14 protein-coding genes and 3 pseudogenes are annotated in these 18,307 nt (G+C 51.9%); 11 read left to right on the top strand and 6 right to left on the bottom strand.

Features of this window, described 5'->3' with window-relative positions:
* Positions 1-225: 225 nt before the first annotated feature.
* On the bottom strand, positions 226-1,167 hold the full coding sequence (locus ACYZT2_RS19005) for a nuclear transport factor 2 family protein (RefSeq protein WP_461966390.1): 942 nt from the start codon (positions 1,165-1,167) through the stop codon (positions 226-228).
* 470 nt (positions 1,168-1,637) lie between these two features.
* On the opposite strand from ACYZT2_RS19005, the gene ACYZT2_RS19000 reads away from it, so the two are divergent.
* The 6 genes and pseudogenes from ACYZT2_RS19000 (at position 1,638) to ACYZT2_RS18975 (ending at position 6,303) form a co-directional block, all read left to right on the top strand.
* Complete coding sequence (locus ACYZT2_RS19000) at positions 1,638-2,090, top strand: MarR family winged helix-turn-helix transcriptional regulator (protein ID WP_461966388.1); 453 nt, start codon at positions 1,638-1,640, stop codon at positions 2,088-2,090.
* 23 nt (positions 2,091-2,113) lie between these two features.
* Positions 2,114-2,683 carry a cysteine hydrolase family protein gene (locus ACYZT2_RS18995; RefSeq protein WP_461966386.1) on the top strand — a complete coding sequence of 190 codons (570 nt, stop codon included), beginning with the start codon at positions 2,114-2,116 and terminating at the stop codon, positions 2,681-2,683.
* 3 nt (positions 2,684-2,686) lie between these two features.
* Positions 2,687-3,706: an FUSC family protein gene (locus tag ACYZT2_RS18990; protein ID WP_461966384.1), complete on the top strand. Its 1,020-nt coding sequence runs from the start codon at positions 2,687-2,689 to the stop codon at positions 3,704-3,706.
* A gap of 275 nt (positions 3,707-3,981) precedes the next feature.
* Positions 3,982-4,178: pseudogene (locus ACYZT2_RS18985) on the top strand (hypothetical protein); the annotation flags it as partial.
* Entirely contained in the window at positions 4,120-4,530 is a 411-nt protein-coding gene (locus ACYZT2_RS18980) for a LysR substrate-binding domain-containing protein (RefSeq protein ID WP_461966382.1), read from the top strand. The pseudogene ACYZT2_RS18985 and the gene ACYZT2_RS18980, both read left to right, overlap by 59 nt.
* Before the next feature lie 1,083 nt (positions 4,531-5,613).
* On the top strand, positions 5,614-6,303 hold the full coding sequence (locus tag ACYZT2_RS18975; protein ID WP_461966380.1) for a response regulator: 690 nt from the start codon (positions 5,614-5,616) through the stop codon (positions 6,301-6,303).
* 378 nt (positions 6,304-6,681) lie between these two features.
* On the opposite strand, the gene ACYZT2_RS18970 is transcribed toward ACYZT2_RS18975, so the two are convergent.
* The 3 genes and pseudogenes from ACYZT2_RS18970 to ACYZT2_RS18960 all read right to left on the bottom strand — a co-directional run.
* A complete protein-coding gene (locus ACYZT2_RS18970) occupies positions 6,682-7,896 on the bottom strand; it encodes a PrpF domain-containing protein (RefSeq protein WP_461966378.1) in 1,215 nt (404 codons plus the stop codon).
* 110 nt (positions 7,897-8,006) lie between these two features.
* Positions 8,007-9,401 carry a sensor histidine kinase gene (locus tag ACYZT2_RS18965; protein WP_461966376.1) on the bottom strand — a complete coding sequence of 465 codons (1,395 nt, stop codon included), beginning with the start codon at positions 9,399-9,401 and terminating at the stop codon, positions 8,007-8,009.
* Positions 9,379-9,708: pseudogene (locus ACYZT2_RS18960) on the bottom strand (winged helix-turn-helix domain-containing protein); the annotation flags it as partial. The pseudogene ACYZT2_RS18960 and the gene ACYZT2_RS18965, both read right to left, overlap by 23 nt.
* A gap of 215 nt (positions 9,709-9,923) precedes the next feature.
* On the opposite strand from ACYZT2_RS18960, the pseudogene ACYZT2_RS18955 reads away from it, so the two are divergent.
* Positions 9,924-11,481, top strand: a pseudogene (locus ACYZT2_RS18955) (IS3 family transposase).
* Positions 11,482-11,751: 270 nt separating this feature from the next.
* Here the strand turns inward: ACYZT2_RS18955 and ACYZT2_RS18950 are convergent.
* Together ACYZT2_RS18950 and ACYZT2_RS18945 are read right to left on the bottom strand one after the other, a co-directional pair.
* Positions 11,752-12,081 (bottom strand): YnfA family protein, encoded by a 330-nt coding sequence (locus ACYZT2_RS18950; protein ID WP_461966374.1) that lies wholly within the window; start codon positions 12,079-12,081, stop codon positions 11,752-11,754.
* Positions 12,082-12,237: 156 nt separating this feature from the next.
* Entirely contained in the window at positions 12,238-13,035 is a 798-nt protein-coding gene (locus ACYZT2_RS18945) for an AraC family transcriptional regulator (RefSeq protein WP_461966372.1), read from the bottom strand.
* Between the two features lie 104 nt (positions 13,036-13,139).
* Here ACYZT2_RS18945 and ACYZT2_RS18940 point away from each other — a divergent pair, with 104 nt between their 5' ends.
* The 4 genes from ACYZT2_RS18940 to sorB all read left to right on the top strand — a co-directional run bounded on the left by ACYZT2_RS18940 (position 13,140) and on the right by sorB (position 17,898).
* A complete protein-coding gene (locus ACYZT2_RS18940) occupies positions 13,140-14,363 on the top strand; it encodes a YbfB/YjiJ family MFS transporter (protein ID WP_461966370.1) in 1,224 nt (407 codons plus the stop codon).
* Between the two features lie 313 nt (positions 14,364-14,676).
* Complete coding sequence (locus ACYZT2_RS18935; protein WP_461966368.1) at positions 14,677-15,834, top strand: TDT family transporter; 1,158 nt, start codon at positions 14,677-14,679, stop codon at positions 15,832-15,834.
* A 105-nt stretch (positions 15,835-15,939) separates the two neighbouring features.
* Complete coding sequence (gene sorA, locus ACYZT2_RS18930; protein ID WP_461966366.1) at positions 15,940-17,244, top strand: SorA family sulfite dehydrogenase catalytic subunit; 1,305 nt, start codon at positions 15,940-15,942, stop codon at positions 17,242-17,244.
* 9 nt (positions 17,245-17,253) lie between these two features.
* Positions 17,254-17,898: a SorB family sulfite dehydrogenase c-type cytochrome subunit gene (gene sorB, locus ACYZT2_RS18925; protein WP_461966364.1), complete on the top strand. Its 645-nt coding sequence runs from the start codon at positions 17,254-17,256 to the stop codon at positions 17,896-17,898.
* Positions 17,899-18,307: the final 409 nt, after the last annotated feature.

Genomic DNA, 18,307 nt, shown 5'->3' with positions numbered 1-18,307 from the left:
GGTGCGGCCCGCCACTTTGCAGATGAACCAACTGTGCCTATATGGGGGGCTCAGCATTTACGAAAAAAACTCCAGGATAGACGTCAACCCTGCCCCCGGCGTGGCCGTTGCGCAATGGGAAAGAAATTCCAGCCTGCTGGACTTCTTGCAAGCGTGGTAGCCATGGCATGTGGGGCCTCTGGCTACCGATGTGGAATGTCAACAGACCCTAAAACGTGACGTTGCTCAAGGTTCTGCAGCTAATGATCTGAGATCATTGGCTTTCGATTTTCCAAGTAGCCTTCCGTCATACATGGACGCGGCCCTGCTGATCTTGCCATCCTGATCTAGCGTGAGTTCCATAATCCCCGTTGAAACCGGGGTTAACGCAGAGCCATACCATTCAAAGCCACCACCGAGATCGCTACCCACCACATGGCGCAATTTAGATCCCGTCAAATAAGGCGCAACGGATCGAACGCGGTTTAAATACCGCTCAATTGCCGTCTGTCCCCGGATTTGTGTTCGTACAGCCAAGTCTTCGAAAATTGCATCATAAGTGAAGAGTGCGGCGGCTGCCCGTGCGTCACCATTATTTAGAGCGTCTTGTAACTTGCGCGCTACTATATTTATTCGTTTGCTGGAGTTCTGCTGTATCCCGGATTCTTTGAAGTCAGTCGGAAATTTATCTTTTGGCTTGCGAAGTTGATGATAGCGTTCGTCGTCGTAACTACTGCTGTCCCAATAGTCAGTCCAACGAATGATCTTGCCATCATTAAAATCTACGGCGCCGACGATTCTCAGATCCCCGCCAAACAACTCCGGCGTATCGGTAAACTCGACAATAGCGCTACCCGTTCCGTTGATTGAGCCGCCTAGAATTCGTGTCGGGTAGGAGAGACCCTTCCCTGATTTGGGTAAGACCTTTCTTATTGCGTCTGGACTGTCTTGGTTCCAGCCAAAAGTGGCATCGGTATAGGTGAGTAAGTGTGGAGAAAAATAAGACATGGTTTCATCGATATTCTTCTTGCTCTTGACCGAAAAAAATGATTTGAAAAGCATGGCCGTCTCCGGCTCGGCGTGGGAAATATCGGCTATATCAGGGTAGGGTGTTACGTTCTCAGCGTAAGTGAAAGGGGGGAGTGCCCCCAGAAGAACAGCAAAGCCGAAAGCCATTTTCAGTTTCATGAAAACTTCTCAAGGAAGGACGAAGGGAAAGACTCAGGTCAGAATGTCGTCGACGTTGGCATCACGTCCGTGCGGTTGCTCGGCTGTCTCAAGCAGAGGCATCAGCTCGCTACTTTGTCGATGACTACATGTTGATTTGGCTCCATCGTCACTATCGTTGGACCCAAAGATTTAAATATGAAAGTAGTTTCTTGCAATAATGGCGAATGGCCGCAAAAAAGACAAGAAAATTTTTGAAGGTCAGGGACGCGCTCAGCGAGCCAAGTTTGCCCGTGTGCCTAACCATCGTCCGGCCATTTGTACGTTAGGGCCCTGATCGCTCGTGGTTTTTCGTGTGCGCCAAGCGCTAAACGTTGACAGTTCCTAGTGTCTGTTGACGTTTCGTGGCGAACGTTGGCGAAAGAGTTGGGCTGGATTTAATCATGGAAATCAGATATTGCTATTGTTGCATAGCTATGAAAATATAGGACATGACGAAAATTAAGCACGAACAGATATCTCGCTTACGCGAGCAATTAATGGGGGTCACTCGGCGCTTGCGCCAAGAGTCGAAAGACGACCAACGATCCTGGGCGAGATTGCTGTTGTTGGGTGCTGCCGATCGCTATAGCGGGAAGGCGACACCGTCGGAGCTGGCAGCGGATCTTCGCTGGCGCTCTTCGAATATGGCGACGGCATTACGAGAACTTGAAGCAGATGATCTGATCGTTCGGACCCCGGACCTGGTGGATCGTCGCAAAGTCCGCGTGGCCGTGACTGCGCAGGGCTATCAGATGCTTAACGCAAGCCGTATGCAGCGCGAGCTTTGGTTGGCTGAAGCTATGGAACATATTCTTACCGGTAAGGAGAGCGTGCTTCTATTGGAGGCCGGCGAGCTCCTTGATCGAATATGCATTTATTCGCGGGTGGATCTGAAGAATTGAATTAACACGGGAAGGGTTTAAAGATGAAAACGGCGTTTATCGGGTTGGATTATATCGCGGATATCATTTGTCCAGCTGGGAAATTGGCAAACTCCGCGGCACACGCGGCCGAGCGCGGCATTATTGCGAAGGCAAACCAGTTACTAAGCAAAGCTCAGGCTGAGGGTTGGCTCTCCGTTCTGGTAAAAGTAGGTTTTGCCGAAGGCTATATTGACCAGCCAAAACACTCGCCTTTCTTTGGCCGAGCCCACGAGATTGGCGCGCTCAAATTCGGGGGGAGCGGACTCGAATTCCATCCTGACTTGCACGCAAATCTTGCTGACGCGGTTATCGTAAAGCCTCGAGTCAATGCGTTTTATGGCACTGGTTTGGAGGCAATACTTCGCGCCAATAAAATTGAACGCTTGATTATCGCTGGAGTGAGCAGCGTTTGGGCTGTGCAGAGCACCGTCCGCGACGCGCATGACCGCGACTATGAGGTTGTGGTGATCGAGGATGCTTGCGCTGCAGGTAATCAGGCCGAGCACGAAGAGTCAATGAAAGTACTGGGTGCAATTGCAAAAATCATCAAGATTGAAGATTTGGCGGCCTGAGCAATGCTCATATTCGGGAGAGAGGGCGAAGTCGATGTAAACGATCTGGTTCGGGCGATTTTAGTTCTCACTCCCGTGTTGGCCTTGATCTCAGAAGATAGTCGCTGGCTACTAGCGACGGTTGCGACTATCTCCGCCTACATTGGGCGTGAACGGTCAGGACTGGCCCCCATCGGGGTTCTACTTCATGGTGCGGCAATCGCTGCGGGCTTTGTTATTCTAGTGGCTTCTCTTGCGGTGCCGGTTGTATTTGTGATGTGTACGGCGGCATTAGCATCCCTGTCAATCCTGTTAACAGCAAAGGGAGCGAAACTCCGCTCACTGGGAAACTTTACGTTCATTCCAGCGCTCTACCTTACCTTTGAAGTGAGCGATCGCGCGCCAAACTCCGGTTTAATGGCATACGCTGTCCATTTTTTACCGTTCATAATTGCAGCAGTGTTACCAGTAATACTTCTGGCTGTTATTGAACATATTGGTGTCAAGCCGGTAGATGGCAGTGTCATCGCGCACTTTGGCAAAATATTCTCAAGGAAAGAATTTGGTCACCCTGTCTCGGGCGGTGAGGCGATGCTGACCGTTGCTATCGCGGTCGCAATAGCAGCTGCCGTTGTTGAGTGGTTGCAACTGCCTTATGGCCAGTGGGTAATTTGGTCTGCTGCCAGCGTAGTTACAGGCAATGTCAATTCGGGAAACAAGAAACTTTACAATCGGATCCTCGGCGCCATAATCGGTGCGCCCTTAGGAATATGCCTGAGCTTTGTCATACCCTCAAGTGCGATCACAGTCCCATTGATAACGGTAATTGGCTTGTTAACGCTGGTAGGTTTTCGACGCTATGTCGTTGCGATGTCCATACGGTGCGCGTGTGCTGCACTGGGTGTCGCGCTCATTACGCATTCAGATCCGCTGGCAGCATTACGTGCCATTAATATTATTACAGGCGGCCTTTTGGGGGGGGCAGCGGCTTGGGGAGTCCATGTATTTACCTTGCGGCGGCGTATAGATAAACGTGGTGTATGACAATGGGACCGACGTCTGTTGGGCTGGGTCGATATTTTTTGCAGCTCCACGCTAATTAACGCGAACGTGACTGCCGTCCACCATCAGATGTTCCGTGTCGGCCTCTTTTGCCTGCGTGTTCATGATTCCCGGACACATAAACGCGGCGCCAATCACCAAAAGTGTTTGGGAAAATCCCGCAAGAGCGCACCTGTGCGAGCAATCCAGCGTACCGCCTCGACAAACAGCCGGTTTCTGCGAGCAGTGGTTCCAGAACTCACATATTCCCTGGTGGTAAGCTACTGAACGTGTGCAGATTGGTAATATTGCAGGTGGCACGCAGCGCGCTAACAACGTTTTTCATAGCCAGCGACGTCAAGTACTTCGCGATTCTGCCAGCCATGTTTGCCGTATCCTGCAATTGCTTACGCTGAATGCCATGCGTTCGGGCAGTCCGCAGAGCGCGATTCTCTCGATCATCGTTTCAAACGCTGCACCACCAGACGGTGATCTATAGCTTGGGAGAAAGCGCGCATTGGATCTTTACCCAAGGCAGCCGGCAACAGCCAGTCGTCCCTCACGGGCGCCTGCGCGTCAGTTCTTCGGAGGGCATCCGCGCAGGTGTCCTCACCCATCAGGGCTTGGCCATGACAGCTGAATGGATGTTCATGCCGGAACTGGCCAGAGGAGAGGTCAAGACAGTGCTGAACGACTGGAAACTTCCACCTAGGGAATTATGGGCCGTGACGCCGACGGGAAGGATGGCAAGCGCCAAAGCCCGAGCGTTTATCTCGCATGTGGAGAGAATCCTGAACGACCTGCCATCGACAATTCATCTGTTCTGAAAAACAATGGTACTGGTCTTATTGGAGCCCAGTACCTCGATCTCGGTACATTCTCTGCACAACCTGATCACGACCTTGTCCAGTACGGCTATCTTTTTTTAGCGTAAATCTAAGCGGTTTCTTCGGCTTGGGGGCGGACGCACATCGTACGGATGACTTGGCGTTTCATTAGGTCCATCGGAGACGTTTTCCATTCTGTATTTTTTCGAAAGCGCTGCATCAGCTTCATCGGCGAACAGGATCCGCTGTTGCCCTCTAGCTTCCGTTGAACATGATCAAGTAGTTGCTTGGCCAAAAGATCTAAAGCAGACCTATTTGCTCCAACCCGACAGTAAAGATATTGGGTATGTGGCAATACGAATGGTCTGCATGGAGTGATCATGTAAAAGCTTCACAGGTTAGTGGGCGCTTGAGCGCTGGTTTTTGATGTGTCTGCACGAACCGCAAAATGAGTCGGCTCCCGTTGTTCCGTCAATAAAACGCTCTCTAAGCTGCTGTTGGCGGACTTGCTCGAACGCGTAACTCGCGGTGTAAATGTGCCTGAGGTTTAGCAAGCACATCGGCCCGATATGCACCAGCCCACTGAGTTAACGTTGTCAGCGACGGCACCATTTGGGCGTGCGTTACAGGATTTCCATCAGCATCCAAGAAAGTGACCGTTGAACGGTGGCTGGCTTCCTCGAAGGTTGTGATTAAACTGCCGCTGGAAAATATCGCTCAGTGGAACTAAAGATTAATTTCCGACGCACTGGAGGAAATTCTGCAATTTAGTTCGGTAGGATTCAAAGAATCAATTCAGCGAGTTGTAGCGTTCTAACTGAATCAATGGTTTCGAAATGTCCCCGATGATCCGTCCTACCTTGAGTCTGCTTGTTCTGATGACTCTGGTTATGTGCGTCGTTTATTAACTGGTGTCGCCTAATGTCGCCCAAGTGGTTGGCTAGCGGATCAGCGTCGCTGATCGCAAAGGCGGACATGGCACCTATATCACCATTCCCTTGCCGTTGCTGGAGCAACCGAGGCAGAGGGTGAAACCTGAAGCTGCTTAGTTTATTCTCGCACCACTTTTTTCTGATTTAAACCATGAGCCAGACCGCGACTATTTTGGTCATCGGCGATGAACCGCAGATCCGCAAATTTTTGCGTATTAGCTTAGCCTCCCAAGGCTATAAAGTGCTTGAAGCCGGCACCGGCACCGAAAGCTTGGCCCAGGCTGCTCTGAACAAACCGGACTTGCTGGTGCTTGACCCCAGCCTGCCCGACATGGATGGCCAACAAGTGCTGCGCGAACTCCGTGAATGGTCGACGGTGCCGGTTTTGGTGCTGTCGGTACGCGCCAGCGAAGGACAGAAAGTCGAAGCACTGGATAGTGGTGCAAATGATTACGTGACCAAACCGTTCGGTATTCAGGAGTTTCTGGCGCGGGTTCGATCCTTATTGCGTCAGGCACCGTCCGGTGAAACCCGACAAGCAGCCCTGACCTTTGGCCCGCTGACCGTGGATTTGGCGTATCGCCGGGTGCTGCTCGATGGTGCCGAAGTCGCTCTGACCCGCAAGGAGTACGCGGTATTGGCGCAATTGGCGCGGCACCCGGGGCGGGTCATTACCCAGCAGCAATTGCTTAAGGATATCTGGGGGCCGACCCATACCAAAGACAGCCATTACCTGCGGATTGTGATAGGCCATCTGCGCCAGAAACTGGCAGATGATCCAACTCGGCCGAGGTTTATCCTGACCGAGGCAGGGGTGGGGTATCGGTTGCTTGATAATTGATTGTCCCCCTGCTCTGTGCAGCTATCATAGAATTGGGCAAAGACGAAATGAAAGCCAGCGACTTGGGTGATGGACAATTAAACGCCATGCTCGGCAGCTTTTCGACACGTATAACCGATTATTCTGGCACCATTATCCCGGCCGCGTGTCGAGGACTGGCAGAAACGATTGGCGGCCTACCGATTCTCGAAAATGAAAAAGTCACGTTCTATAGGAGTCGATCCATTCCGCATTGTTCAACCCGGATCGAGAGCAACAGGTTGATAAAAAAGCGGCATTGTTAGACGGCTCACACGGCAACTACCTTGAAAAACGCCGTAGGTGACCGAGTCCCCAGGCTGTTTGACCTTTGGGCGATACCCCAAAGGTCTGTCCGCATCACGTTTCCCTATTGCCCACAGACACCAACGCTTTAATCAATGCCGAAGAGGCGTTATACAGGGGCACCACGCCCTTCAGAAGAATTTGAGCGCTCCGGCGATAAGCGGCCGCATCGATAATGACTTCAGCCTCATCCACCCTGGCTGTTATCAATGTGTCGAGTACCCCAGCAGGGTTCTCGATCGAAACGCGGAACTCAGAGGTCGTGTCGCAGGGTGCATGAGCTGCTTCTACCAGTTCATGCGCAACTGTACCTTGCGCCAGGCATGCCGCTGCGAGACAACATCCCCCCGAGACTGCCAAAGAAGGATGCGCGTTTTGCGGAGTGAAGTAACGTGTGTTGATATCTCCACTTCCTTGCGCAGCGCTGACGATGCAAATTTTCGGAATTGTCTCACTGCGGCGCAGTTCATCGCCCGTCATCAAAGTCCCACTCCGGTTGCGTAACTTCATACGCAACCCTCCCTCGATCATCAACTCAATGAGCAAGGTTTTGAAGTGGGAGTCGGCATCCAGTTGCGCAGGTGTTTCGAGCCCCGTTTTGCCAAGGTCTTCGGCCTTCACTATGATCATCGGTACCGCAACGTCGATACAAGTCGCTGCGATGCCATTGATCGTTTCGGTCCGGTGGCCCGTTGGAAACAGCATCCCTGTTTTTGATCCCACAGGATTACGTAGGAACAGATCCACTCCTGGAAACACTCCGTTGACGCCAGGTATGCGGGTATTGCTCTGAAGGTGATCGTCCTGAAATTCCAGGCGTGCATGCATCGTCGTTTTTGTGTTGGTGTTGTAAATCTCGATCTGACTGGTCGGATCCGCTGGCTCCAGCCACCCTTGATCCAGAGCATAAAGTGGCAAAGCAGCCGACATATTGCCGCAATTGACACTCCAGTCGATATGGCTCTTGCTGGCCGCCAATTGCGCCAGCGTACTGATCATTTTTGATTCACCGGGCAATTTGTCGACGATGAATACTTTGTTGCTGGTAGGAGTGCCTCTGCCAAGCCCTGTTATCTGATTATTACTCGGGCATTCATTTACCAAGGGCACTCCCATAAGGTGCCGCAGTAACTCCTCTACCAATAACTCATCTTCTGGAATCGAATTTTTTGAGATTATTAGTCCGGTAGACGTCCCGCCGCGTACGTGACAAACAGGAAATTCAACAATGCCAGATATCTTCGCGTGGTAATCCATTTCTATTTTCATCAGGGGGGCATGTCAGGTTATGTGAGGAAAAAATGCTGTGCAATCGATGTAATCTATTCAGAATTGTCGAGACCGGCCAACAACGGAGTTGACGATTAGTCAGCGATACATTACCTGTTTGAAATAAAATCCTGCCGACAGTCGAGAGTCATTCGAGCACCGCCACGCTCGCTGGCACCGACCTCTAGCTTGAATCCGTGCAGATTGGCGATTGCTGCAACAATCGACAGTCCCAGCCCGAAGCCGCTTTGCTGGCTGTTTTTGTCACTGCGATAAAAGCGCTGTAAAACAGCAGCCCGTTCGGCAGGGGAAATACCGGGGCCGGAGTCCAGCACTTCGATTCGAATATTGCCTGCATCGTTGACAGCTCTGAGGACGACTTCACCAGCGTGAGGCGTGAATTTGATCGAGTTGCTCAGCAGGTTGGACAATGCTTCAAACAGCAATGCCTGGTCACCTAACAGGGGGGGCAACAATTCCGGTACCTGCAACTGGAACGCGAGTCCGCTTTCCTCGGCGAGCGGCAAGTAGAAGTCATGAAGCTCCAGCAGTAACAGTTGCGGGTCTAATTGAACGAAGCCTGCGCGGCGCTGGTGATCTTCCAGTTCAGAGATGCGCAGCAGGCCGCGAAAGCGTTCCATCAACGAATCGGTTTCGGCAATCACTTGATCCATCTGTAAGGCTTCGGGCGAGCTCTTGGCAGCCTGTTGCTGGATGCGGTAGAGCTGCGTACGCAACCGAGTGAGAGGCGTGCGCAAATCATGGGCAATGCTGTCGCACACACCCTTGACTTCGTTCATCAATAGTTCGATGCGGTCGAGCATGGCATTGACGATGGCAGCCAGCATGTCCAGTTCGTCGCGTCGATCCGACAGTGGTAGGCGACAGGCCAAATCGCCGGCGACGATCAACTCGGCGCTGGCTTGAATGGCTCGAATTTGGCGCATCGGGCGGCGACGTAGCAAGAACCAACCTACAAGCCCGGGAATAATGATCACGGAAACACCCCAGAACAGCGCTTGCAGTATGATCCGGGTGACGGCGAACAGCGAACCGTGATATCGGGCCAATATCAGCCATTGTCCATTCTGGGTCTGTATCGCCACGGCGTCGCACCTGTCTCGGGGGAGGGTGGGATCGTCGGAATCGTTGCAGCTACTAAGCTCGTGAATCTGGTCGTCCAGTGGTAGTTGCGCAGGGAACTGTCGGATTGGTCCGCTCAGCGGCTTCTTCTGCTCATCGAACAACCCGTAGGTATCCGCTTCGTTTGTATCGAACGACATGCCGGTGACCAGGGCCTCGTCCAGTTGATCACCCTTAAAATGCGCGTACAGGTGTTGGCGCTGCACCAGTGAGTGTTTGGCAAGACCATCGAGGTAGGTGAAAACTTCATAGTAGAGCACTCCCATGAGGATGCAGCTCCACGCCACGAAGAGAAAACTATACAGTGCCAGCAGTCGACTGGTAGAGGAGCTCCAGCCCTTAGAGGGGGTCAGTAATAACATCGCCCGAGCCTCGCACAGTCCGAATCAATGACGTCAAGCCTTGCGGATAGATCTTCTTGCGCAAGCCGCCGATGTGCACGTCAATCAGATCGGTGCTGGGGTCGAAGTGATAATCCCAGATATCTTCGAAAATCACCCTGAAGAGAATTTGTCGGGTATTGCGCATCAGAAAGTTCAGCGACTTGTACTCGGTGGGCAGCATAGTCAGCGGTTGCTCGGCGTGACGGGCCCCACGACTAATCAGATTGAACTTCTGACCTGTAACTTGAAGGGCAGTTTCACACGTCCTGGCCGTCACAGCATCTTCTTCTACTGTCAAACTACTGGGCATGCCGGTCCACCTGCTGAGAAACTCACGACAGTTATAGTATTTTGCCACTAAAAGTAGGTGGGGGCGTTGTGAAAAAAAATTCATGTTTGGCTGCGTACTTTTCGGCAGGGTGCCCGCCCCCGGTGTCAGGATAGTTGTCGCCTCTCCGGTTTTTCCTGAAAAAGCATATCGGGGGCGGAAAGAGACTGTTCGTGCCGTACTATTCATCTGAACGCAAAGCCGCATTACTCAAGATGCTGCTTCCCCCGCTGAACCTATCGATGGCCGAGGTTTCCCGCCGCGAAGGAGTCAGCGAAATGTCTTTGTCCAACTGGCGCAAGAAGGTCAGTTCTGAAGGAAGCACAGTGCCTGAAGACAAGTCACTCCCGCAGACCTGGTCTGCTGAAGCCCGGTTCGCTGTAGTCCTCGAAACCGCCGGTCTGTCGCAGCTCGAACTGGGTGAGTATTGCCGACGAAAAGGTCTGTACCCCGAACACGTCAGCGCTTGGCGTCAAGCCTGTATCACGGGGCAGCAGGGCGTTCAGAACCAACAAAAGGTTGACCGCGAACAGTCTCGAAAGGACAAGAAACGTATCCAGGAACTTGAGCGAGAACTACGCCGCAAAGACAAGGCGCTGGCTGAAACCGCCGCGTTGTTGGTGCTGCGAAAAAAGCTCAACGACTACTGGGGGATCGACAACGAGGACAGCTAACCTCTTTGCCGCAACGGCAGTTACTGGTGGCCTGGTTGATCGAAGCGATCATGGCCGGGGCCCGAAAAAACATGGCGTGTCAGGAAATCGGGCTCTCGCTCAGGACCTTGCAGCGCTGGACCGAGACTGAAGATGTTCAAGCCGATGCCCGCACGACTACCGTGCGGCCTACGCCGCGTAATGCCTTGAGCGAGATCGAACGGCAAGCCATCGTGACGCTGTGCAATAGCCCGGCATACGCCCATCTGCCGCCGAGTCAGATCGTTCCGCGTCTGGCTGACGAGGCGCGTTATCTGGCGTCGGAGTCCACGTTTTATCGCGTCCTGCGTGCGGCAGGCCAGCAGCAGCACCGTGGCCGTAGCCAGCGGCCCAGACGGCACGCGGCTCCGACGACGCATGCCGCCAACGCGCCCAACCAGGTGTGGTCCAGTCCTGGGACATCACGTATATGGCGTCGCCGATACGCGGCAAGTATTACTACCTGTATTTGATCGAAGACATTTACAGCCGCAAGGCGGTGGGGTGGGAGGTTTACGAAGAAGAAAGCGGCGAAAAGGCGGCGGCCCTGCTGCAGCACAGCGTGATCAGCGAGCAGTGTTTACGCGAGCCGCTGGTACTGCACTCGGACAACGGAGCGCCGATGAAATCGGTGACGCTGTTGAGCAAGATGTACGACCTGGGCATCACGCCGTCCCGCGGTCGCCCGCGTGTGAGCAATGATAATCCCTACTCGGAGTCGCTGTTTAGAACGCTGAAATATTGCCCGCAATGGCCAGTGAATGGTTTTGCCAGTTTGGACGCCGCACGGGCCTGGGTGAGGGATTTCATGCGTTGGTACAACAACGAGCACCGGCATAGCCGCATCCGCTTCGTCACACCGGCTGAGCGGCATCGAGGACTGGACCATCAGATCCTGGCGCAGCGCCATGAGCTGTACAAACGAGCCAAGGAGAAAACCCCGGAGCGCTGGTCAGGTCGGACGCGTAACTGGGAACCGATCGGCACGGTGATGCTGAACCCGGATCGGGAGCAGCAGGCCGAGAAAAGAGCGGCATAGTAGGACGGTTGACGCGACAAGTACCTTGAAAAACGCCGCCCGCAGTAGATAAATTTATACCGTGGGCGATAAGTTAAGTACAGGAAGGAGCTGACTGTTGCCCTGCCCGATGCTTATTTGCACTGGCGGTTCGGGTAGTGCCGTAAAAGAAATTTGGCATCACTGCACTATGCTCGGGCAGCGACGAATAGAGGGATAACTCGACCAGAGAATCGCGGTCTGGATGACTGAGCGGGTACGCTTATACGGCAAACGAAACCAGCGTGATGGCTAGGCGCGAGGAGCGAGCATGATGATCGCCATCCCAGACAGAGCGACAAACGCTCCAACTACGTCCCAGGTAGTTGGTTTGATACCGTCCACCTGCCACAGCCACAGGATGGAAACGAAAATGTAGACGCCCCCATAAGCTGCATAGACACGCCCAGCGGCGGCAGGATGCAACGTCAACAGCCACGAGAAAAGCGCCAGGCTGATAGCGGCTGGCACCAACAACAGTATGGATTTACCTTCCCGCAGCCAGAGATAGGGAAAATAGCAGCCTATGATTTCCGCTAGAGCGGTGAGCAAAAAAAGACTGAGCGTTTTCAGTTCTGGCATAAGAGCCTCTTTAATTTAGGGCTCGCAAGATAATCCGCTTTAGACCCTATTATCAAGAACCGTTTATTGGGGCCTCAGTTGCTCGATGTCCGCTGATCATGGACGATTTGACCAACCGCATGATCGCAGCTACACGTCTACCGCAGCCAGTTTCTTCTAAATCCCGACGATTCGTTTGAGCCATTGGCTGGGGCTGCATCCCATATTGCAGCGGAACATGTAAGAAAATGCGGACGCTGAAGCGTAACCAAGCTCTATAGATATCTGCGTTATTGGTGCGCCATTTTCCAACCATTCAATGGCTCTGAACAAGCGGAGACGTCCACGCCAGTCACGAAGCGTCATGCCAACTTCTTTTTCAAAATGGCGAGTTAATGTTCGGCTTGACGCTCCAAGACGCATTCCCCAGTCTTCCATTGAAACGGAGTCTGAAGGGTTTTGATAAATCGCTTCACATAATTTTTGCAAGCGATGGGAGTGTGGCCATGGTAGATATAAATCGATAGGGGGCAATCGACACAATTGGTCGGCTAAAAGTTGATGCAGGTGCTGTATGTATGTTTGAGATTCGCTTTCAGTCTCTATTTTATTGAGCTCCACAACCAACTGCCTCAGTAAAGGTGTGATGCTGTACATTTGGCATACGGAGGGGAGAGCCAGGCCGAGTGAGTCGTCAATATAGAGATTTCGAAACGCCGCTCCATGTAACGTGCCTGTAGTATGCCGGGTTCCTGATGGCAACCATATCCCTTGCATGGGTGTTATGAGGTACCTCGAGTGCTCTAGTTGTACGACCAGGCTGCCGACGGTCGAATAAACAAACTGATTCCAGCCATGGGAGTGTATCGGGAAGAACTCTCCAGCTTGCAGCTGCTGAGTGCGGAGATAGACCGGTGTGGGGAGCTTTTCGAGATGAGGCAGGGAGGCCATAGCAATCAAGTCATTTCGGGTCATGTCATGCCTTGTCGGTTCATCGATAGTGTTGGGCGGTTCATCGAGCGACGCCTATACATAACGCACGCATAATTCTGGCCAGGCAACGAACCCGAGAGGCTGCGATGAGTTCTTTAGAAACCATGCAACACCTAAACAGCAGTGTTTTGCGAATCAAGGTCATTTTGGCTGGGCTCTGCGCGTTGGTTTTAAGTGTCGGACTGGCTAGGTTTGCTTACACCCCCATGCTGCCGATTATGCATGACCAGGCCGGGCTGACGGTTGTCAATGGTGGATGGCTCGCCACATGGAACTATGCGGGTTATATGTGTGGAGCCCTCATCGCGGCCAGTATTTCACGACTTGAGGTCAAATTCTTGCTTTACAGGGCAGGATTGCTGATTGCGATAATCTCCAATCTCGCGATGGGACTCACCCAGAGCATTATGCTCTGGGGGTTGCTGCGCTTTTTTTCGGGCATGTCCAGCGTAGCCGGTTTGCTGTTGGCATCCGGCCTGGTATTGAATTGGTTGATGCGTCATGGCTATAAACCTGAGCTTGGTTTGCACTTCATGGGGATGGGTATTGGAATAGTGATTTCCGGTATTGCCGTGGAGTTCATGTCCTCGCACCTCGACTGGTCAGAAGACTGGTTTGGATTGGGTTTTTTAGGTGGTGTGTTTTTTGTTATTGCCTGGTTTTGGATGCCGGTGCCTTCCATATCGGACAGCAAATTAACCAATTCGGAAAATAAGCTGCCTTCAAAATTCTGGATGGCCTTGCTTATCTTGTCCTACCTGTGTGCCGGTTATGGCTATGTCGTTAGTGCTACATTTATCGTAGATATAATTGACAGGATTCCAGCATTCAGTGGGAAGGGGAACTGGGTTTGGATTTTGGTAGGCTTGGCTGCTATTCCCACCAGCTTTATCTGGGATCGCGTCGCACGCCGTTGTGGAACTATTCAGGCATTGATAATTGCGTACCTGCTGCAGATTGTGTCAATCCTTCTTCCTGTGTTTAGTTCTAGTGTGTCATGCATATTATTAAGTGCTGTACTGTTTGGAGGTACCTTTGTAGGTGTCGTTAGCCTGACCCTTGTGCTGATTGGGCGATACTATCCCGGTAATCCAGCCAAAGCTATGGCTCGACTGACTTTGAGTTACGGGGCTGCACAGGTGATTGGTCCCGTCATTACAGGCTATTTAACCAGTCATTTTGGAAACTACAATGCCGCGCTTATGTTTGTTGCAGCTGTAATGCTAATCGGTGTGTTAGTCCTGGTTTTACTAGCACGTACCCCTGTGTTTATCTCGAATGACGACTTGGTGTCAGCTCCCGCTTCCTAGGGGAGCTATGAAGAAAACCTCGCCCAAGAGCGACGCAAAGGCGTAGGTGCGAGCCAAGTTTGAACATCCGTTTCGCGTAATCAAGAGCCGTTGAATGTGGCGCGTGTTTTGCTTAAGTGGCAAATGAATGTGCGATCAGTGTCAAAAATTCTGTTGTTCAGCTTGTCTATCCAAGTCAGCTCGCGGAAGAAACGGCACCGCACAAAAAACCACTTATCGGTAAACGATAACGTATCTCGAAAATACGGTGAAATGCAGATAAGCAAAACATCTAGAATGTACAAATGGTCATTCAGACATCAGGAAGGTTGCCATGTCACTTAGAGATCTCGCTGCCATAAGCGCGAGAACCAAACCCCTTAGCCATTTGAGTCGACCACTGGAGGCGATACGCCAATTCACGCCGAATTGGTTTGCCGCCACCATGGGTACAGGCATCCTTGCCTTGGCACTGGCTCAGTTTCCGATAGCGATACCCGGCCTGCGATCCATAGCCGAAGGACTTTGGATGTTGAACATCGTTCTGTTCTGCACCTTTATTGTCATGTACATGGCTCGGTGGCTCATGTTTTTTGATGAGGCCAAGCAGATTTTCGGGCACTCCACGGTCTCGATGTTCTTCGGCACTATTCCGATGGGGTTGGCGACTATTATCAATGGCTTTCTGGCATTTGGCGTCCCTCGCTGGGGAACTGGCGTCATACCACTTGTTGAAGCACTGTGGTGGATCGATGTCGCCATGGCGCTGGCCTGTGGTGTCCTGATTCCTTTCATGATGTTCACACGTCAACAGCACAGCATTGATCAAATGACCGCCGTATGGTTGCTGCCCGTGGTTGCCGCAGAAGTGGCGGCTTTAAGTGGCGGCTTGCTGGCTCCGCACTTGATCGATACGGGCGCCCAATTCTTCATGTTGATCACCAGCTACGTGCTGTGGGCCTATTCGGTTCCAGTCGCGTTGAGCATCCTGGTCATCCTTTTGTTGCGCATGGCTTTGCACAAACTTCCCCATGAAAACATGGCCGCATCCAGTTGGTTATCGTTGGGTCCTATCGGTACAGGCGCTCTGGGCATGCTGGTCATAGGCGCCGACGCTCCTGCTATTTTTTCGACTCAGGGGCTGGGAGGCATTGGAGAGGTTGCTCAAGGCATCGGTATGATTTCCGGGATCCTTTTTTGGGGCCTGGGTTTATGGTGGATGACAATGGCAGTCTTGATTACTGTCCGCTACTTCAAAGCTGGTGTTCCTTTCAATCTGGGATGGTGGGGGTTTACCTTCCCTATTGGCGTCTATGCGGTCACGACGCTCAAGCTGGGCTCAATGTTGCACTCCACCTTTTTCAATATCTTTGGGGGATGCCTGGTATTTGTGCTGGTGGTCATGTGGTTGATAGTCGCTTCCAGAACGCTCGCTGGCGCGTATCGGGGAAACCTTTTCGTCTCCCCATGTATCGCCTCCCTAGCTAAATAGTCAACTAATCAATACCAACCTCAGACTTGCCAGTCTGAGGTTGGCTCTCCAGCTGACCAACCACGTTATTGATCTGATGAACTATCTGCGCACGAAGTTTGCGCAATGGCAGCGCTTCGAAAAAAATCAAGTAAAGAGTGTAATATCCAATCAATTTTTCGTATTGAGAGTGTAGAAGTCATGTCCACCGATAACGGAAACAATATTAAACGCCGTGTCTTTCTCCAGGGGGCGAGCCTGGTAGCGGCAGGTCTAGCGTTTAAACCATTGCGTAGCCAAGCAGCAGAAACGGAAACACAGAGCTTTGCCAACGGAACTCGAGAGTTGGTGACGTATCCACAAAAAAGACCCTTGATGCGTGTCACTTCTCGTCCACCGCATCTGGAAACTCCATTTTCGGTATTCAATGAGTCGGTACTTACGCCCAACGACGCGTTCTTTGTTCGCTACCACCTCGCTAATATTCCTACTTCGATCGATGCAGATAACTATCAACTAAAGATCAAAGGCTTAGTGAATAAGCCGCTGAGCTTAAGCATGTCAGAGCTTAAGTCGTTGGGGGAAAATGTAGAGGTAGTGGCAGTAAACCAATGCTCAGGTAACAGCCGGGGTTATGGATCACCACGGGTGTTTGGTGCGCAATTGGGTAACGGGTCTGTCGGTAATGCGCGGTGGACGGGCATACCGTTGAAGACCGTGCTTAAGCACGCCGGAGTCCAGGCCGGTGCTGAACAAGTCACCTTTCGCGGCTTGGATCACCCGGTCTTGCCGACGACACCCGAATTTATCAAGTCGATCGGTATAGATCTGGCACTTAGTGACGAACCGATGATTGTTTGGGCCATGAACGGTACCGATATCCCGTTTCTCAATGGCTATCCCATCAAATTAATTGTTCCTGGCTACTTCGGTACTTACTGGGTCAAGCATTTAAGTGAAATAGAGGTCATCGACCATACATTCGAAGGTTTCTTCATGGCAAAGGCCTACCGAATTCCTGACAATGACTGCCAATGTGTGTTGGCAGGCACAGTGCCCGACAAGACCCGACCGATAGGTAAACTGAAAGTACGATCTTTCATTACCAGCCTGAAATCTGGCGATAAAGTAAAAGTCAACGAGACCATTACGCTGAAAGGTTTCGCGTTTGACGGTGGGCATGGCATTCGGTCAGTTGAAGTATCCGAAGACGGTGGGAAAAACTGGCAACTGGCCGTTCTGGGCGAAAACCTGGGTAACTATTCATTTCGCGAGTGGACGTTGCAGTGGCGGCCTCAAGGAAAGGGAAAGGTTGGGTTGCAAGTCCGTGCCAAAGGCGGGCAGGGAGAGCAACAGCCGGTGAAAGCCCTGTGGAACCCCTCGATCTACGTAAAGAATAATATTGAAACCACTCCAGTTACGGTCGTGTAGGAATTCAAGATGAAGAATATATTCTGGAAGTATAAAGCTCTGCTGTTTACATTTTGTACCCTTCCGATCTGCGCAGTAGCATCTCCATTGACGATAAAGCTGCCTGCTGAAACTATTGTCCTGCGCCCCTCGGATTTACCAGGTTATGTCGTTGCTCAACAGAAATGCGGAATCTGTCATTCCGCCGATTATATTGAGTATCAACCTCCCGGTTTCAACCAGAAGCAATGGACTGGGTTGGCCAGGAAAATGAAGGAGTCGTATGGAGCCCCGCTCTCTGAAAGTGACGTAAACCTGGTCGGTGAATATCTGGCCGCTACCTATTCAGGTAATGCGACTGTCGCGGATAAATCAGCGACCAAAGCAATAGAAATTGCATCAAATACGGTCGAGAAGCCTGCGGTTGTAGATGTGAAAGCTCTTCTGGATAAAAACGCCTGTCTCGGCTGTCATGCTATTGATCGACAAGTGGTTGGCCCCGCCTACCATGAGGTTGCCATGCATTACAAAGGCAATGCACAGGCGATCTCGCAAGTAATCGACCACATCAGCCACGGTGGTACCGGGCGCTGGGGGGCGATACCGATGCCTCCCTTTCCAGGTTTGCAGCCGGCTGAGTTGAAGCAGTTAGCGGACTTTGTTCTGGCACAGTAACCTTTCCAGGTATGCGACGGTTCATAAGCAGGTGAAGTGTTTTGGTTTACAAGTTTGGGTGGTTTTGGTTATGCCTTCATTATTTCACTAGGCAGTAACCATTTCATCATGGGGCGCGCAGCTCCTGTCTGTTGGTCGCATCACTGACCCGCATTGAGATGATCGAGGGGTTAGCGGGGGAGCTGCACATGCAGCGATGCTGGGAAAAAATTATCCGCGATTAGGTCGATAACGACTTTCAGGCCCAAAGCTTGCGGACCCTGACTAGTCAAATCGTGTAGTGGGTGCAAAAGAGTGCCCACTACTTTAATCAAGCTATCGACTTCAATAAGGGATCATGCAGAGATAAGGAAATTAGGACATTTGTCCTGTAACCTTATGATATAGCTAGTATTAAATTTTTTGTTGT

The organism is Pseudomonas sp. MDT1-85, from assembly GCF_054898065.1.
Note: the sequence above shows the minus strand (reverse complement) of the source record. Positions and strands in the feature narration are given on the sequence as shown.

Coding starts and splice junctions, on each gene's coding strand:
- ACYZT2_RS19005 (WP_461966390.1), bottom strand. CDS start 1,167: ATGAAACTGAAAATGGCTTTCGGCTTTGCTGTTCTTCTGGGGGCACTC.
- ACYZT2_RS19000 (WP_461966388.1), top strand. CDS start 1,638: ATGACGAAAATTAAGCACGAACAGATATCTCGCTTACGCGAGCAATTA.
- ACYZT2_RS18995 (WP_461966386.1), top strand. CDS start 2,114: ATGAAAACGGCGTTTATCGGGTTGGATTATATCGCGGATATCATTTGT.
- ACYZT2_RS18990 (WP_461966384.1), top strand. CDS start 2,687: ATGCTCATATTCGGGAGAGAGGGCGAAGTCGATGTAAACGATCTGGTT.
- ACYZT2_RS18980 (WP_461966382.1), top strand. CDS start 4,120: ATGCCATGCGTTCGGGCAGTCCGCAGAGCGCGATTCTCTCGATCATCG.
- ACYZT2_RS18975 (WP_461966380.1), top strand. CDS start 5,614: ATGAGCCAGACCGCGACTATTTTGGTCATCGGCGATGAACCGCAGATC.
- ACYZT2_RS18970 (WP_461966378.1), bottom strand. CDS start 7,896: ATGAAAATAGAAATGGATTACCACGCGAAGATATCTGGCATTGTTGAA.
- ACYZT2_RS18965 (WP_461966376.1), bottom strand. CDS start 9,401: ATGTTATTACTGACCCCCTCTAAGGGCTGGAGCTCCTCTACCAGTCGA.
- ACYZT2_RS18950 (WP_461966374.1), bottom strand. CDS start 12,081: ATGCCAGAACTGAAAACGCTCAGTCTTTTTTTGCTCACCGCTCTAGCG.
- ACYZT2_RS18945 (WP_461966372.1), bottom strand. CDS start 13,035: ATGACCCGAAATGACTTGATTGCTATGGCCTCCCTGCCTCATCTCGAA.
- ACYZT2_RS18940 (WP_461966370.1), top strand. CDS start 13,140: ATGAGTTCTTTAGAAACCATGCAACACCTAAACAGCAGTGTTTTGCGA.
- ACYZT2_RS18935 (WP_461966368.1), top strand. CDS start 14,677: ATGTCACTTAGAGATCTCGCTGCCATAAGCGCGAGAACCAAACCCCTT.
- sorA (WP_461966366.1), top strand. CDS start 15,940: ATGGCAGCGCTTCGAAAAAAATCAAGTAAAGAGTGTAATATCCAATCA.
- sorB (WP_461966364.1), top strand. CDS start 17,254: ATGAAGAATATATTCTGGAAGTATAAAGCTCTGCTGTTTACATTTTGT.